This is a genomic window from Hyphomonas sp., from assembly GCF_040882205.1.
GTDB lineage: Bacteria > Pseudomonadota > Alphaproteobacteria > Caulobacterales > Hyphomonadaceae > Hyphomonas.
On the sequence record NZ_JBBEBT010000303.1, the window covers coordinates 1 to 13,588 of the forward strand.

Genomic DNA, 13,588 nt, shown 5'->3' on the forward strand with positions numbered 1-13,588 from the left:
AGTCCTTCATGATCTTGAGCGCCGGGCGGAGTTCCTCGCCCTTCGCCGTCAGCAGATAATCATACCGCTTCGGTGCGCTGGAATAGGTGCGGCGTTCGAGGACGCCCTCCTCGACCAGCCGCTTCAGTCGCTCGGCCAGGATATGCCGCGTCATGCCGCTGGACCCGGCAAACTCCTCGAACTTCGATTTGCCGAGATAGCAGTCCCGCAGGATCAGCAGCGTCCAGCGGTCGCCCACGACTGAAAGCGTTCGCGCAACCGGGCACCAGTTATCAGACAGTTCGGACCATTTCATGGATGACACCCATACCGCATTTTGCCATAAGTTCCAAAACAAAACTTAATGGGAGACTGACATGTCAAAATCGTTTGAATTCTACTTCGATTTCACGAGCCCGACAGCCTATCTGGCCCTGCCCGTCGTTCTGAGCGTGGAAGAGCGGACCGGGGCCGAAGCCATCTTCGTGCCCATGTTCCTCGGCGGCGTGATGCAGGGCAGCGGCAACAAGCCCCCGGGCACGGTGCCTGCGAAGGCGAAATACATGAACCGCGACCTGCAGCGCTGCGCAGCGCATATCGGCGTAAAAGTCTACATGAACCCCGCCTTCCCCATCAACACGCTGGCCATCCTGCGCGGGCTGACCGGCATGACGGACAAGGCCGAACAGCGCCGCTTCATCAAGGCCGCATTTCACGCCGCCTGGGGCCAGCCGGACCCTGTTGACCTCGGCGATCCGGCTAAACTCGCGGCGCTATGCACAGCGAACGGCTTTGACGCAGACGCCTTCCTCGCCGCCGCTCAGGATCCGGCAAACAAGCAAAAACTGAAAGAGGTCACCGATGGCGCAATCGCCCGCGGAGTGTTCGGCGCCCCGAGCTTCTTCGTCGGCGACGAGCTGTATTTCGGCCATGACCGCCTGGACTATGTGGAGCGGGCGCTCGCCTAGACGAAAATCCCCGCCTTCTCCGCCAGCGCCTTGTAGGATTGCTCCGGGCGCGGACCATAGTGCGCGATCACTTCTGCCGCCGCGATATGACCCAGACGGGCGCAGGTGGCCAGCGGAAGGCCGCGCGCGATGCCGTGCAGGAATCCCGCCGCATACTGGTCACCCGCTCCGGTCGTATCGATCACCTTCTTCACCGGCTCAGCTGGCACAGCTATGGGCGCGCCGTCGCCGATGACCACTGAGCCTTTGGCGCTGCGCGTCACGGCCGCCACGGCGCAATCGGCCTGCAAGGCGCTGAGCGCCACGTCGAAATCCTTCGTCTCATACAGCGAGAGCAACTCCGCCTCATTGGCAAATACGATGTCGGCATAGCCGCGCACCAGCTGGCGGAAGCTTGCCCGGTGCCGGTCCACGCAAAAACTGTCGGACATCGTCACCGCCACCTTACGGCCGGCCGCCTTGGCGATTTCGGCCGCATGCACGAAAGCGGCTTTGGCCTGGTCCTTGTCGAAGAGGTAGCCTTCCAGGTAGAGTATGCTTCCGGCACGGACCATCTCGGCGTCCACGTCATCGCGCGAAAACAGCACCGAGGCTCCGAGGAAAGTGTTCATGCTACGGTGACCGTCATCGGTGACGAAGATGATCGAGCGCGCGGTGGCCGGGCCTTCACTCAGCGGGCGCGTGTGGAAGGGCACGCCGGTCGACATCATCTCACGCATGAACTGGTGGCCGAGTTCGTCGCCGGCAATCTTGCCGATATAGGCAGCCGAGGCGCCAAAGCTGGCAAGGCCTGCAATCGTGTTGGCGCCGGAGCCGCCCGAAGTGATCACCGGGTTTATGGCCAGGCGTGTCAGCTCTTCGGCGCGCGGCTCCTCGATCAGGATCATCGCGTCCTTGGCGATTCCGTGGGCCGCTAGGAAGGCGTCGTCGCAGGGGGCCAACACGTCGACAATCGCGTTTCCAAGGCCCACCACATCATATTTTGCGCTGCTCATACTGCCCTGATCCCTGCTCGCTGCTGCCTTGCCGCGCCTTGCCAGACAGGGGGCGTGGACACAAGGCCCGGACCCCATTACAGCCCCGCGGATGAAAAAAATCGCCTATCTTGCCAGCCGCGTGACCCTGCCGGGCTCGCCCATCCGCCGCACCGATGCCTTCGAGCATGACTTCATGATGGACGCCCTGCGCGGCCCCTTCGAGGCGCGGGGTTTTCGCATCGAGGAGGTTTCATGGGACGATCCGAAAGCCGATTGGTCGGCCTATGGCGCCGTCATCATTGGCACGACCTGGGACTATTGGGACAGGCTGGACGAGTTCCTGGCCGCGCTGGAGCGCATCGAGGGCCAGACGCGCCTCTTCAATGGCTCGGCGCTGGTGAAATGGAATGTGCGCAAGACCTATCTGCGGGAGCTGGAAACCAAGGGCGCGAAGCTGATCCCGACGCTTTGGCTGGATGTCGCCGATGATGCAGCAGCGCGCGCCGCCTTCGCCACGCTGGAGAGCGATGACCTCGTGTTCAAGCGCCAGGTCGGCGCCGGCGCGAAGGACCAGCACCGCCTGAAACGCGGCGAGCCCGTCCCCGAGATGCGCCACCCGATGATGGCCCAGCCTTTCCTGCCGATGATCCAGACCGAGGGCGAACTCTCCTTCATCTTCATCGACGGCGAATTCAGCCACGCCCTGATCAAACGCGCCCAGCCGGGAGACTATCGCATCCAGTCCACTTATGGCGGACGGGAAGAAAAGATTACTCCGGGAGCAGACGATCTCGCCGCGGCCCGCGCCATCATAGGCACGCTGGACGAGGCTCCGCTGTATGGCCGCGTCGACATGCTGCGCGGCGCGGACGGCGAACTCCTGCTGATGGAACTGGAAGTTATCGAGCCGTATCTCTACCCGGTCGAAGGGCCGGAACTGGGCGAGCGGATGGCGGCGGGCGTGGCACGAAGGCTTGGCGTTTAAGCCCCTTCTCCCTTCAGAGAAGGGATCGGGGTACAGGGCGCGCAACACTTCCACCCGCCATATCGCCTGACGTACACGCGCCCTCACCCCCGCTGCTCTCACGCAGGGAGAGGGGTTTTCAGGTCACGCTCCTTGGCCCTCGCGGGCCCAGCTTCCCTAACGTCTCCGGATCCGGTGTCTTCGGTTTATACGCACACAGATGACTGATTGCGCACTGCCAGCATTCCGGCTTGCGGGCCTTACATACATAGCGCCCGTGCAGGATCAGCCAGTGGTGCGCGCCCTTCTTGAAATCCAGCGGCGTAATCCGCTCCAGCCCGGCCTCGACCTGGTCGGGCGTTTTTCCCGGTGACAATCGCGTCCGGTTCGAGACGCGGAAGATGTGCGTGTCCACCGCAATCGTCGGCTCACCGAAGGCTTCGTTCATCACCACGTTCGCGGTCTTGCGGCCAACGCCCGGCAGCGTCACCAGTTCCTCCCGCGTGCGGGGCACCTCGCCGCCGAAATCCCCGATGATCTTACGGCTGAGAGCGATCACGTTCTTCGCCTTGTTCCGCCAGAGGCCAATGGTGCGGATATGCGACGCAACACCTTCCTCCCCCAGCGCGAGCATCTTCTCCGGCGTGTCGGCCACGGCGAACAGTTTCCTGGTTGCCTTATTGACGCCGACGTCAGTCGCCTGCGCCGAGAGGGCCACCGCCACAACCAGCGTGAACGGGTTCACAAAGTCCAGCTCCGTGCGCGGGTCCGGCCGGTCGGCGGCGAGAGCGGCGAACAGCTCGGCGGCTTTCGCGCGGGTGAATTTCGATTTCGGGTGCGCTGCTTTGACCATGCCTTGAGGCATAGAGCGCCCTTTTTCCGGCGCAAGGGCATGCTAGATCCAAGGGCATGAGCGAACCGGCCGAAACGATCTACCTTGACGCCGTCCTGACCCCCAACCGCTCCCTCAGCGAGCGCGGGTTCGCCATAGGCATGGCCATCGTGGCGGTCGTGTTCTTTCTTACCGGCCTGATGTTCTGGTCGATGGGCGCCGCGCCGATCCTCGGCTTCCTCGGGCTCGACATGCTGGCAATCTGGCTGGCCTTCCGCCTCTCCTTCCGCAAGCTGCGCGAGGAGACGCACATAACGGTCACTGCCCGGCAGATCCGCCTGCAACACACAGATACCAAGGGGCGCCTGAAGGTCGCCGAGGTGCCGACCGCCTTCGCCCGGGTCGAACTGGACGAGCCGCTGACGCAGGCCAGCTGGCTACGGATTGAGCATGGCCGCACTGCCTGGGTAATCGGCCGGTTCCTGACCGTTGAGGAGCGCAAGAGCTTTGCCGCCGCCCTCCGCAACGCCCTTCGCGCCGCCAGAGCCGAGCGCCTGCCCGCCTGAATGACGCAATCGGACAAAAATGACGCATGCGTCATGGATTTTTAAATCCGGCTGTGCTAAAAAATCAGCCACGCGTTCAATCGCCCCGAATATGGGCCAGACACCGGAGGATTTTCCATGGCAGCCGACACTTTCACCTTCGAGAATCACCCCGCCCTCGAGCGCCCGAAAGTTACGCCCCGCGAACCGATGCACCCCGGCTACACGCCGACCTTCGGCGAGGTGCGGCCCGCCTGCGACCTCGCGCTGGAAACCCTCGACGTGGTCGACCCGGAAATGTGGCGCCAGGGCAAGTTCTGGGACCGTCTCGAGCGCCTGCGCAAGGAAGACCCGGTCCACTACACCCCGGACAGCTTCGTCGGCCCCTACTGGTCGGTGACACTCTACGAAGACATCATGGCCGTGGATACGGACCACAAACGCTTCTCTTCCTCGTGGGAATATGGCGGCATCACGCTTGGCCCGCCGCTCGAAGATTTCGAGATGCCAATGTTCATCGCGATGGACGAGCCGCGCCATTCCGAACAGCGCAAGACCGTTCAGCCGGCCGTCGCCCCAAACATGCTGAAGGAATACGGTTCCGTCATCCGCGCCCGCACGCAGGCCGTGCTGGACGCCTTGCCGGTGAACGAGCCGTTCGACTGGGTCGACCGCGTCTCCATCGAGCTCACCGGCATGATGCTGGCCACCCTTTTCGGTTACCCGCAGGAACGCCGGCGCGAGCTGACCCGCTGGTCGGACATCGCCACCAACATGCACAACCCGGACATCTGCCCGGGCGGCGAAGTCCAGTGGAAACAGGAAATGATGCAGTGCCTCACCACGTTCATGGGCCTGTTCCAGCAACGCGGCGCTGAGGCTGAAAATGGCGATCTGATCAGCCTGCTCGCCCACGGCGACAAGACCAAAAACATGACGCCGATGGAACTGCTCGGCAACGTGATCCTGCTGATCGTCGGCGGCAACGATACCAGCCGCAACACGATGACCGCTTCGGTCTATGCGCTGAACAAGTATCCGGAACAGTACAAGAAACTGAAAGCCGATGAGTCACTGATCCCGAACATGGTGTCGGAAACGATCCGCTGGCAGACGCCGCTCTCCTTCATGCGCCGCACCGCGCTGGAAGACGTCACGATCCGTGGAAAGACGATCAAAAAGGGTGAGCAAGTCGCCATGTGGTATGTCTCGGGCAACCGCGACACGAACTTCTGGAAAGAAAACCCGGAAGACTTCATCATAGACCGCAAGAACGCCCGCCAGCATCTTTCATTCGGCTTCGGCATCCACCGCTGCGTTGGCAACCGACTCGCCGAGCTGCAGCTGAAGATCCTCTGGGAAGAGCTGATGGCCCGCTACGAGCATATCGAAGTGCTGGCCGAGCCGTCCTTCACGTCCGGCGCCTTCGTGCGCGGCTACACCTGGATGCCGGTCGTGCTTCACCCGAAGTAAGGACTGGCTGCAGCGCCGTATCCTGATTAGACCTCCCGGCAGAGATGTCGGGAGGTTTTTTTCATGGACGTATCCAAGGCCGTTGCGCAGCGCATTTCCACGCGGGGCTTCCTGCCCGATCCGTTGCCGCTCAACGAGGTGCGCGACTGGCTCACCGCGGCGCAGCGCGCACCTTCCGGCGGCAATACCCAACCCTGGCGCGTCATCGCCGTCACCGGCGCGGAGAAAGACAAGGTCATCGAAATCGCTCAGGCCAGGCTCTCAGTTACCCCGGGCGGCGAGCCGACCGACCGGCCGATCTATCCGAAAGACCTCTGGGAGCCGCACGAAGCTCGCCGCCGCCGCGTTGGCGAGATGCTCTACGAAGCGCTCGAAATCCCGCGCGAGGACCGCGCCGGCCGGATGCGCTGGTTCGCCAACAATTTCCGTTTCTTCGGCGCGCCGCTCGCCCTGTTCATCGTCATTGACGAGCGCATGGGCCACGGCCAGTGGGGCCATACGGGCATGTACCTGCAGACCCTCGCTCTCCTCGCCGAAGAGCGTGGCTGGGGCACCTGCATGCAGGAATGCTGGGGCATCCTGCGCCCGACCCTGAAAGAGCATTTCGGCCTCGGCCCGACGGAAATGATCTGGTGCGGCCTCGCCATCGGCAAGCCGGACAAGGCCGACAAGGCCAACAACCTCTATGCCGAGCGCGCACCGGTCGACGAAATTGCCGAGTTCAGAGGCTTCTGATTTCGGACAAAATCCTGCCGCAAGGCCGCGCTTTAATCCGGGCATGTTGACGCGTCGATCCTTCTTCGTCTCAGCCCTCGGGCTGCCACTCCTGCCGACGCTGCCTCTGGTCGAGGCAGAAAGCGTCTGGACGAAAAAGCTCGTGCGCGCCGCCCGCAAGCAGATCGGCGTCACAACCGGATACAATCCCGCCTATGTAACGCTGGAATATCCCGGCGGCGACGTGGCGCGGGAAACCGGCGTGTGTACGGACGTTGTGATCCGCGCCTACCGCGACGCCTTCGACATGGACCTGCAGGTACTTGTGCATGACGACATGAAGGCGAATTTCGCCAGTTATCCGAAAACCTGGGGCCTGACGCGCGCCGACCGCAATATCGACCATCGCCGCGTGCCGAATCTCGAACGCTACTTCCAACGCCAGGGACGCGAGCGCGACGCCCCCGGCACGCGCGAGGACTGGCAGGTGGGTGACCTGATCACCATGCGCCTCGGCGGCCGCCTGCCCCATATTGCCATATTCTCCGGCCATGACGCGCTGACCGGCCGCGCCCTGTACATCCACAATATCGGCGGCGGCACGCGGGAAGATGAGCTGTATGCGGATTATGATATGCCGAGACGGTTCCGGTTTGCGCCGGCAGATACTGCCTGAAGACCGCCGCCGTCCATGGCTGCGCAACTGGCCCTCACTCTCCCGCGATACGGGGGTTTCCACCTCGCCGCCACGCCCGCAACTTAACCCCGCTCTCTCATGAAATGGCAGAGCGAGGGAACCCGCGCCAAGGACGTTGCAGGTAAGGGTCTCGAAGCCAGACACGACATACCTGCTTGTGTCACCCTCTATGCGGGCGCGCATCTGAGGGGCCATCTTCCGGCTTATCCAACGCAGCAACATCTGTTTGTTATCATCCCGGTTTCGCCGCATGCGAAAACCGAACCCCGGACATTCTTTATTCTTGCCGCGCATTTGCTGCGCAAATCCCGGGACGACAAACTGATGTAAACCTGGAGGAGAGGTCCGGAGACGGGCTCTCAGATGGTCTGCGGCCCACAGGGGCGACGCGCCTCAAAACTCAAACGCAAAGAAACTACTCGTCTTCCCGCCATGTATGCATCGGCTGCTGCGCCATCCGGCTCTCATTGCGCATTTTGCGCACCGCGGCCTGGACCGCGTCACGGCCGAAGGCTTCGGGGTCGGCTTCCGGTTTGGGCGCGCGGGTATAAGCAAAGACGCTGAGGCCGCCTTCGGGGTCATCCTCGCCGCCTTCTTCATCCGTTTCGGCAATAGCCGCGGCAGGTTGCCCCGCGGACGGAGGGGTGGTCTCATCGCCCATGAAGTCTGTCACGAAGGCTTCCACATCCTCGATATTACCGAGGTCGCTGATCAGCGTGTCTTCTTCCGAAAGGGCCTCTTCGTCGGGCATCTGGAACCCGCTCGGGATCACATCAGTCAGCAGGCCTTCGGCTTCGAGGTCAGCCTTTCCGGGCAAGGTATCGAGACTTTCGAGGCCGAAATGCTCAAGGAACTTGTCAGTCGTGCCATAGGTGATCGGCAGGCCCGGCGTCTTACGGCGCCCGCGCACGCGCACCCAACCGGACTCCACCAGCGTGTCAATCACGGATTTCGCCACTGCGACACCGCGCACGGCTTCGATTTCGGCGCGCGTCACCGGCTGGCCATAGGCGATGATCGCCAGCGTCTCGAGCGAAGCCTGGCCGAGTTTCTTCTGCACCTGGCGCTCTTCGACGAAGAGATAGGAGAGGTCCTGCGCCGTCTGGAAACGCCACTTGCCGGCCACTTCGACGAGGTTCACGCCGCGCTTGGAGTAAACCGCGCGAAGCGCCATCAGCACTTCGCCCGCCTCGATGCCTTGTGGCAGGATCTCCGCGATCTGCTCCGCAGACAGCGGCTCACCGGCTGCAAACAAAACGGCTTCCGCCCGGCGCACGCCTTCGCCCAGCAGCGCATCGCGACCTCCCAGAAGGTCAGCCTCGGCGCGGGCCTGCGCGCCCGAAAGCTGGCTGATGGCATCGCGGCGCTCGTCGGCCATGTCATTGGTCATCCTGGATTTCTCAGACGGTTGCATCGAGGCTCTCCCCGGCCCGTTCGGCATTGCGCAGATAGATCGGCGCGAAGTGCGCGTCCTGGCGTATGTCGACTTCGCCGTCACGGGTCAGTTCAAGCGCCGCAGAAAAGACGCTGGCGGTCACCGAACGGCCCGGCAGGTCCGGCGAATGCTCACACAGCGCGGTGCGGATATCGTCAAGGCTCGACCAGTTCTCTAGCTGCTGGCGCAGGCCGCGCAGCGTGTTGCGCGCCTGCTCAAGCGCCAGAACGGGCTGCCGCTCGATCCGGTGCGGCGCTTCCTTTTCCTTGCGCTCACGGATGAAGCCGAAGGCAGAGGTCAGGTCATACAGCGTTGCCGTGAATTCGGTCAGCCTGACAACTTTCGGCTGCACCGGCGCGCCGCGCAGGAACACTACATTGTTCAGCACAGGGCCGGCTTCTAGTTCGCGCACAGCATCGCGCATCGCGTCGAGACGCTTCAGGCGGAAGGCGAGACGGGCTGCCATTTCCTCGCCGGTCGGCTCATCATCGCCCAGCGCTTCCGGTTTCGGCAGCAGCAGGCGCGACTTCATGAAGGCGAGCCAGGAGGCCATAAGCAGATAGTCCGCCGCCAGATCAATCCGCTTGGTGCGCGCGTCCTCGATGAAGCCCATGTACTGCTCGGCGAGTTGCAACATGGAAATCTGTAAGAGGTTCACCTTCTGGCGCCGCGCAAGTTCCAGCAGCAGATGCAGCGGCCCCTCATAGCCCGGCACATCCACCGAGAAGAGGTTCACGCCGTCCGCTTCGGCAACGTCTGCCGAGAGGGCATCGATGGAGATCGCCTCTCTACTCATGCCATTGCTCCCGCTTGCGGGAAGAGTTCGCGGAACCGGCGCCAGCCCCTGGCGGCCTCGAACGGTTCATACCGGCGCGCGATGGCATCGGCGGCGTCGGCGCGGTCTTCCGCCTTGCCGTCCAGATGCGGTGCGGCTTGCGCAACTTCGGTCATCTCGGCGAGGATTTCGGCGGGGTCTTTCAGGAAGCCGGAGCAATGCAGCAGCACATCGCAGCCGGCCGCGACCGAGGCGTCGGCGCGCTGCGTGAGTGTGCCCCCCAAGGCCTTCATCCCCAGATCATCCGTCATCAGGAGGCCATCAAACCCGATTCGGCCGCGGATGACGTCCTGAATCATGATGCGCGACACGGTAGCCGCCTTGCCAGGATCGAAGGCTTCGTAGGAAATGTGAGCGGTCATCGCCATCGGCGCATGGGCAACCCGGGCAAAGGCATCGAAATCACTCGCCAGTTCGTTCTGACCGGCGGTTACGCGGGGCAGTTCGTAATGGCTGTCTGCAAAGGCGCGGCCATGCCCGGGAATATGCTTGATGACGCCCGCCACGCCGCCGGCAGAAAGGCCTGCGAGGGCGGCCGCGGCGAGGTCGGCGATGCCGGCCGGATCAGCGCCGAAGGCGCGGTCGCCGATAATGTCATGGGCGCCGGCCGCGGGCAGATCGACCACCGGGGCGCAGTCGGCATGGATCGAGAGGCTGGCGAGTTCAGCAGCGATCAGCCGGTGGCCGAGCCAGGTAGCCTCGCGGCCGAGTTCAGGGTTTTTCGCATAGAGGGCGGCATAGTCCGATCCGCGCGGGAACAGCGGCCATTCCGGCGCTTTAAGGCGCGCCACGCGGCCGCCTTCCTGATCAATGAAGATCAGCGTCTCGTGGCCCGTCGCTTCCCAGATGTCCGCCACCAGCTTGCGCACCTGCATCCGGTTGACGCAGGAGCGGCCCATGAGAATGACGCCCCAGGGGTTCTCGGCCCCGAACAGGGCAGCCTCGCCCAGGGTCAATTCCGGGCCGGATACGCTGAGAATGCAGGCTTTCACCACTATCCATTCACCACGATGCAGTTGGCACCGGCATCCTTGACCGCGTCACAGAAGGCCGAGGCCTCCGATCTGTCGGCAAAGGCCCCGACGCGCAACCGGTAAAACACACCCTCCGAGCCCAGATCGGCCCGCTGGATGACTTTGGTGGCACCATAATAGAGCTCCGGCGCCGAAGCGGTCACCCGTTTCCAGGCAGTCTCGGCGGCTTCTTCGGAACGGAGCGCCGCGATCTGGACGAGATAATCGCCCCCGCTGGCGAAGGCGAAACGCACCCGCGGCCCTTGCGGCGCGGTGACTGCGGCTGGCGCGATGGCCGCTACAACCGCTTCGGAGGTCGCGGGATCCTGCGGCGCGGGAGTTTCGCCCGCCGGCGGGGTGGCGGGGGCGGCGCCAAGCTCTGTGATCGGCTCCACCGGCCCCCGGCGAAGGTTGGCCGGCAGGCCATCACCGGCGGCGCCTGCGCCGGCGAGTTCAACGACCGGCGCAGAGAGCTCCGGCACGGGGTCGCGGCTGGAGGCGTCCATCTTGTCGAAAAAGCGGATTTCGGTGTTCGCCACCACGGCGCCGCCGGCCGCTTCCGGCGCCTTCTTGAAGGGGGCTTCCTCGGCAAGCACGCTGGGCAGGCCTTCGCCTTCCGGGCGGATGCCCTGCCGGTAGGTATTCCAGACGACTGCGCCGAAAATCAGCAGGACGCCGATCGCAAGCGTGAGAATCAGCGGACCACGCGCGGTTTCATCCTCACGGGCGTCGAAGCCGCGATAATCGTCGTCAAAAGGGGTGTATTCTTCATCCTGTGAGCTGCTGCGGGCCATGGCTCGCTCCCTGAACAGATTCCTGAGGTTAACAGCTAGGCGCGTTTCCTTAACGAGCCTTGAAGACAGGCGCGTTTGCCCGGTTTTACGGGGGTTCCAGGCTCAGGTCAGGGTGCGCGAATCGAACAGGCGGCGATGCTCTTCCAGAGCGAAGGTGTCGGTCATTCCGGCGATGTAATCGCAGACGGTCCGGGCGCGCTGGACTTCGTCCACCGGCTGGGCCAGCCCGCCCCACGGCGGCGGCAGGGTTTGTGGCTCGTGGAGGAAGACCTCAAACAGGTCGGCCAGCACGCGCTTGGCCTTCGAGCGCATCCGGTTGACCCGGTAATGCTTGTACATCCGGGCATGCAGGAAAGCCCTGAGCGCGCGCTGGGGTGCTTCCAGCGCTTGTGAAAAGGCGATCAGCGGAGTGTCCATCGCACGCACATCGGCGGCCGATTTCGGCTTGTGCCGCTTCACCCGGGCGCGGGTCTCGTCCACCAGGTCGTTGATCCAGAGGCCGATCAGGCGGCGGACCGCCTCATAAGTGACCATCCGGTCGTCGATGGCGGGATAGTCCACCCGCACACCCCGGAAGACATCCCCCACCACAGGAAGCCGCATCAGGTCCTCGATGGTGAAGAGGCCAGCGGCGATACCGTCATCGATATCGTGATTGTTATAGGCAATATCGTCCGACAGGGCGGCGACCTGGGCCTCGGGGCCGGCGAACTGGTCGATCTCGAGGGCTTCCAGATGGAGAAAGTCCCGGAAAGCGGCCGGAAGGTCCTTCATCATCGTATCGGGACCGAGCAGCGGGCCATTGTGCTTGACGAGGCCCTCCAGCGTTTCCCAGCTGAGGTTCAGCCCGTCGAACTGCGGATAGCGCCGCTCCAGCCGCGTGACGATGCGCAGAGACTGGGCATTATGGTCGAACCCGTCATAGGGCTGCATGCAGGCATCCAGCTGGTCCTCACCGGCATGGCCGAATGGCGGATGGCCGAGGTCATGGCACAGGGCGAGCGTTTCGGCGAGATCCTCGTCGAGGCCCAATGTGCGGGCAATCGTTCGGGCAATCTGGGCGACTTCCAGTGAATGGGTCAGTCTTGTGCGGAAATGATCCCCCTCATGGGCCACGAAAACCTGGATTTTCTGCTTCAGGCGGCGAAAAGCGGTGGCATGGATGATCCGGTCCCGGTCACGCTGGAACGGCGTACGCGACGCAGAGGGCGCCTCATTGAAGAAGCGTCCGCGGCTGTCTTCGAACCGGGTTGCGAACGGGGCTCTCTTTTCCATGGCCGGTTTCGTCCTTATGTTATTGCCTATGACCGACGTTTCTAAACCAGATGTGACCCTTACAGCCTCGGCTGCGAAGCGGATTAATGCGATTCTCGCCAAACAGGACGGCGCGGCGTTCCTGCGTGTGTCCGTTGAAGGTGGGGGCTGTTCGGGCTTTTCCTACAAGTTCGATTTTGCGCCGGAGGCCAACCCGGACGACCGGGTGGTCGAGTTGGACGGCGCGCGGGTGGTGATCGACGAGATGAGCCTTGATTTCCTGAAGGGCTCGGAGATCGACTTCTCCAACGAACTGATCGGCGCTGCGTTCAAGATCCGGAACCCGAACGCAACGAGCGGCTGCGGCTGCGGGACGAGTTTTTCGGTCTGATCCGGCGTCAGAGCCCTTTTTGCCAGCCTGTCCTACCTGCCACTCTCCCCGCCGGAAGACGCGGTCCAGTGACGCATCTCTGCACTTTGCGCCAGGCCTGGATCTCGCCGTTCGCCGGGATGAGCCGCAGATGGGTGACGCTGCGTGAAACTTGGAGCCCACGCGCACGCAAGGTAGGCTTTCAAAAAACGAGGAAGCCCCATGACCGCGCCGAAACCCTTCACCATCCATGTGCCTGACGAAAAGCTTGCCGCGATCCGTGCGCGGGTGGAGGCTTTCCATTGGTTTCCGGCCCCGGCCAACGAGCAAGGCTTTGCCTATGGCATGTCGACGCCGGTGATGCAGGATATCCAGCGCTACTGGCTGGAGGCGTATGACTGGCGCAAGGCTGAGGCGGAGCTGAACCGCTGGCCGCAGTTCAAGGCCGAAGTGGACGGGCAGACGGTTCATTTTATACATGTGGTGGGCGAAGCCAAGGGCAAACGCCCGCTGCTGATCACGCATGGCTGGCCGGGCAGTGTGTATGAATTCTGGCAGGCCATAGGGCCGCTGGCCTTTCCGTCAGACTACGCAGGACAAGCAGAGGATGCGTTCGATCTCGTGATCCCCTCCCTGCCCGGCTATGGATTCTCCGGTAAGCCCACCTCGCCGCTTGGCCAGCGGGCGACGGCGGCGCTGTGGGACAAGCTGATGCGGGAGGTGCTTGGCCATCCGGCC

General features: G+C 63.4%; 17 protein-coding genes. 9 read left to right on the forward strand and 8 right to left on the reverse strand.

The window, feature by feature from the left end; all coding sequences use genetic code 11:
• Nucleotides 1-295: winged helix-turn-helix transcriptional regulator (locus WEA77_RS12980; RefSeq protein WP_368068304.1), on the reverse strand; the 295-nt coding region annotated here is incomplete at its 3' end.
• Nucleotides 296-356: 61 nt separating this feature from the next.
• Between WEA77_RS12980 and WEA77_RS12985 the strand changes: the two genes are divergently transcribed.
• The gene (locus WEA77_RS12985) at nt 357-947 is read left to right on the forward strand and encodes a 2-hydroxychromene-2-carboxylate isomerase (RefSeq protein WP_368068305.1); all 591 of its coding nucleotides are present in this window, start codon (nt 357-359) and stop codon (nt 945-947) included.
• Here WEA77_RS12985 and WEA77_RS12990 read toward each other — a convergent pair.
• Nucleotides 944-1,942 carry an adenosine kinase gene (locus WEA77_RS12990; protein WP_368068306.1) on the reverse strand — a complete coding sequence of 333 codons (999 nt, stop codon included), beginning with the start codon at nt 1,940-1,942 and terminating at the stop codon, nt 944-946. The two genes, WEA77_RS12985 and WEA77_RS12990, sit on opposite strands and share 4 nt — an antisense overlap.
• A 91-nt stretch (nt 1,943-2,033) precedes the next feature.
• Between WEA77_RS12990 and WEA77_RS12995 the strand changes: the two genes are divergently transcribed.
• Nucleotides 2,034-2,909, forward strand: coding sequence for a RimK family alpha-L-glutamate ligase (locus WEA77_RS12995; protein ID WP_368068307.1), 876 nt, complete (start codon nt 2,034-2,036; stop codon nt 2,907-2,909).
• 118 nt (nt 2,910-3,027) lie between these two features.
• Here the strand turns inward: WEA77_RS12995 and nth are convergent, their stop codons facing one another.
• Entirely contained in the window at nt 3,028-3,741 is a 714-nt protein-coding gene (gene nth / locus WEA77_RS13000) for an endonuclease III (protein ID WP_368068308.1), read from the reverse strand.
• A gap of 56 nt (nt 3,742-3,797) precedes the next feature.
• On the opposite strand from nth, the gene WEA77_RS13005 reads away from it, so the two are divergent.
• The 5 genes from WEA77_RS13005 to WEA77_RS13025 all read left to right on the forward strand — a co-directional run bounded on the left by WEA77_RS13005 (nt 3,798) and on the right by WEA77_RS13025 (nt 7,479).
• The gene (locus tag WEA77_RS13005; RefSeq protein ID WP_368068309.1) at nt 3,798-4,286 is read left to right on the forward strand and encodes a DUF2244 domain-containing protein; all 489 of its coding nucleotides are present in this window, start codon (nt 3,798-3,800) and stop codon (nt 4,284-4,286) included.
• A 117-nt stretch (nt 4,287-4,403) separates the two neighbouring features.
• Nucleotides 4,404-5,738: a cytochrome P450 gene (locus tag WEA77_RS13010; protein WP_368068310.1), complete on the forward strand. Its 1,335-nt coding sequence runs from the start codon at nt 4,404-4,406 to the stop codon at nt 5,736-5,738.
• Between the two features lie 63 nt (nt 5,739-5,801).
• On the forward strand, nt 5,802-6,473 hold the full coding sequence (locus tag WEA77_RS13015; RefSeq protein WP_368068311.1) for a nitroreductase: 672 nt from the start codon (nt 5,802-5,804) through the stop codon (nt 6,471-6,473).
• Between the two features lie 43 nt (nt 6,474-6,516).
• Nucleotides 6,517-7,128, forward strand: a complete 612-nt coding sequence (locus tag WEA77_RS13020) for a DUF1287 domain-containing protein (protein ID WP_368068312.1) — start codon at nt 6,517-6,519, stop codon at nt 7,126-7,128.
• 99 nt (nt 7,129-7,227) lie between these two features.
• Nucleotides 7,228-7,479: a hypothetical protein gene (locus WEA77_RS13025; RefSeq protein WP_368068313.1), complete on the forward strand. Its 252-nt coding sequence runs from the start codon at nt 7,228-7,230 to the stop codon at nt 7,477-7,479.
• 85 nt (nt 7,480-7,564) lie between these two features.
• On the opposite strand, the gene scpB is transcribed toward WEA77_RS13025, so the two are convergent.
• The 5 genes from scpB to WEA77_RS13050 form a co-directional block, all read right to left on the reverse strand.
• Nucleotides 7,565-8,563 (reverse strand): SMC-Scp complex subunit ScpB, encoded by a 999-nt coding sequence (gene scpB / locus WEA77_RS13030; protein ID WP_368068314.1) that lies wholly within the window; start codon nt 8,561-8,563, stop codon nt 7,565-7,567.
• On the reverse strand, nt 8,550-9,380 hold the full coding sequence (locus tag WEA77_RS13035) for a ScpA family protein (protein WP_368068315.1): 831 nt from the start codon (nt 9,378-9,380) through the stop codon (nt 8,550-8,552). The genes scpB and WEA77_RS13035 overlap by 14 nt, the downstream gene beginning before the upstream one ends.
• Nucleotides 9,377-10,411, reverse strand: coding sequence for a beta-N-acetylhexosaminidase (nagZ, locus tag WEA77_RS13040; RefSeq protein WP_368068316.1), 1,035 nt, complete (start codon nt 10,409-10,411; stop codon nt 9,377-9,379). The genes WEA77_RS13035 and nagZ overlap by 4 nt, the downstream gene beginning before the upstream one ends.
• A 2-nt stretch (nt 10,412-10,413) precedes the next feature.
• Nucleotides 10,414-11,226: an SPOR domain-containing protein gene (locus tag WEA77_RS13045; RefSeq protein WP_368068317.1), complete on the reverse strand. Its 813-nt coding sequence runs from the start codon at nt 11,224-11,226 to the stop codon at nt 10,414-10,416.
• Nucleotides 11,227-11,328: 102 nt separating this feature from the next.
• The gene (locus WEA77_RS13050) at nt 11,329-12,501 is read right to left on the reverse strand and encodes a deoxyguanosinetriphosphate triphosphohydrolase (protein WP_368068318.1); all 1,173 of its coding nucleotides are present in this window, start codon (nt 12,499-12,501) and stop codon (nt 11,329-11,331) included.
• A gap of 28 nt (nt 12,502-12,529) precedes the next feature.
• Between WEA77_RS13050 and erpA the strand changes: the two genes are divergently transcribed.
• Together erpA and WEA77_RS13060 are read left to right on the forward strand one after the other, a co-directional pair.
• Entirely contained in the window at nt 12,530-12,871 is a 342-nt protein-coding gene (gene erpA, locus WEA77_RS13055) for an iron-sulfur cluster insertion protein ErpA (RefSeq protein ID WP_368068319.1), read from the forward strand.
• A 201-nt stretch (nt 12,872-13,072) separates the two neighbouring features.
• Nucleotides 13,073-13,588 (forward strand): epoxide hydrolase family protein (locus WEA77_RS13060; RefSeq protein WP_368068320.1); only part of this gene is annotated, 516 nt, incomplete at its 3' end.

Coding starts and splice junctions, on each gene's coding strand:
- scpB (WP_368068314.1), bottom strand. CDS start 8,563: ATGCAACCGTCTGAGAAATCCAGGATGACCAATGACATGGCCGACGAG.
- WEA77_RS13020 (WP_368068312.1), top strand. CDS start 6,517: ATGTTGACGCGTCGATCCTTCTTCGTCTCAGCCCTCGGGCTGCCACTC.
- nth (WP_368068308.1), bottom strand. CDS start 3,741: ATGGTCAAAGCAGCGCACCCGAAATCGAAATTCACCCGCGCGAAAGCC.
- WEA77_RS13045 (WP_368068317.1), bottom strand. CDS start 11,226: ATGGCCCGCAGCAGCTCACAGGATGAAGAATACACCCCTTTTGACGAC.
- WEA77_RS12985 (WP_368068305.1), top strand. CDS start 357: ATGTCAAAATCGTTTGAATTCTACTTCGATTTCACGAGCCCGACAGCC.
- WEA77_RS13015 (WP_368068311.1), top strand. CDS start 5,802: ATGGACGTATCCAAGGCCGTTGCGCAGCGCATTTCCACGCGGGGCTTC.
- WEA77_RS12995 (WP_368068307.1), top strand. CDS start 2,034: ATGAAAAAAATCGCCTATCTTGCCAGCCGCGTGACCCTGCCGGGCTCG.
- WEA77_RS13005 (WP_368068309.1), top strand. CDS start 3,798: ATGAGCGAACCGGCCGAAACGATCTACCTTGACGCCGTCCTGACCCCC.
- erpA (WP_368068319.1), top strand. CDS start 12,530: ATGACCGACGTTTCTAAACCAGATGTGACCCTTACAGCCTCGGCTGCG.
- WEA77_RS13025 (WP_368068313.1), top strand. CDS start 7,228: ATGAAATGGCAGAGCGAGGGAACCCGCGCCAAGGACGTTGCAGGTAAG.
- WEA77_RS12990 (WP_368068306.1), bottom strand. CDS start 1,942: ATGAGCAGCGCAAAATATGATGTGGTGGGCCTTGGAAACGCGATTGTC.
- WEA77_RS13050 (WP_368068318.1), bottom strand. CDS start 12,501: ATGGAAAAGAGAGCCCCGTTCGCAACCCGGTTCGAAGACAGCCGCGGA.
- WEA77_RS13010 (WP_368068310.1), top strand. CDS start 4,404: ATGGCAGCCGACACTTTCACCTTCGAGAATCACCCCGCCCTCGAGCGC.
- WEA77_RS13035 (WP_368068315.1), bottom strand. CDS start 9,380: ATGAGTAGAGAGGCGATCTCCATCGATGCCCTCTCGGCAGACGTTGCC.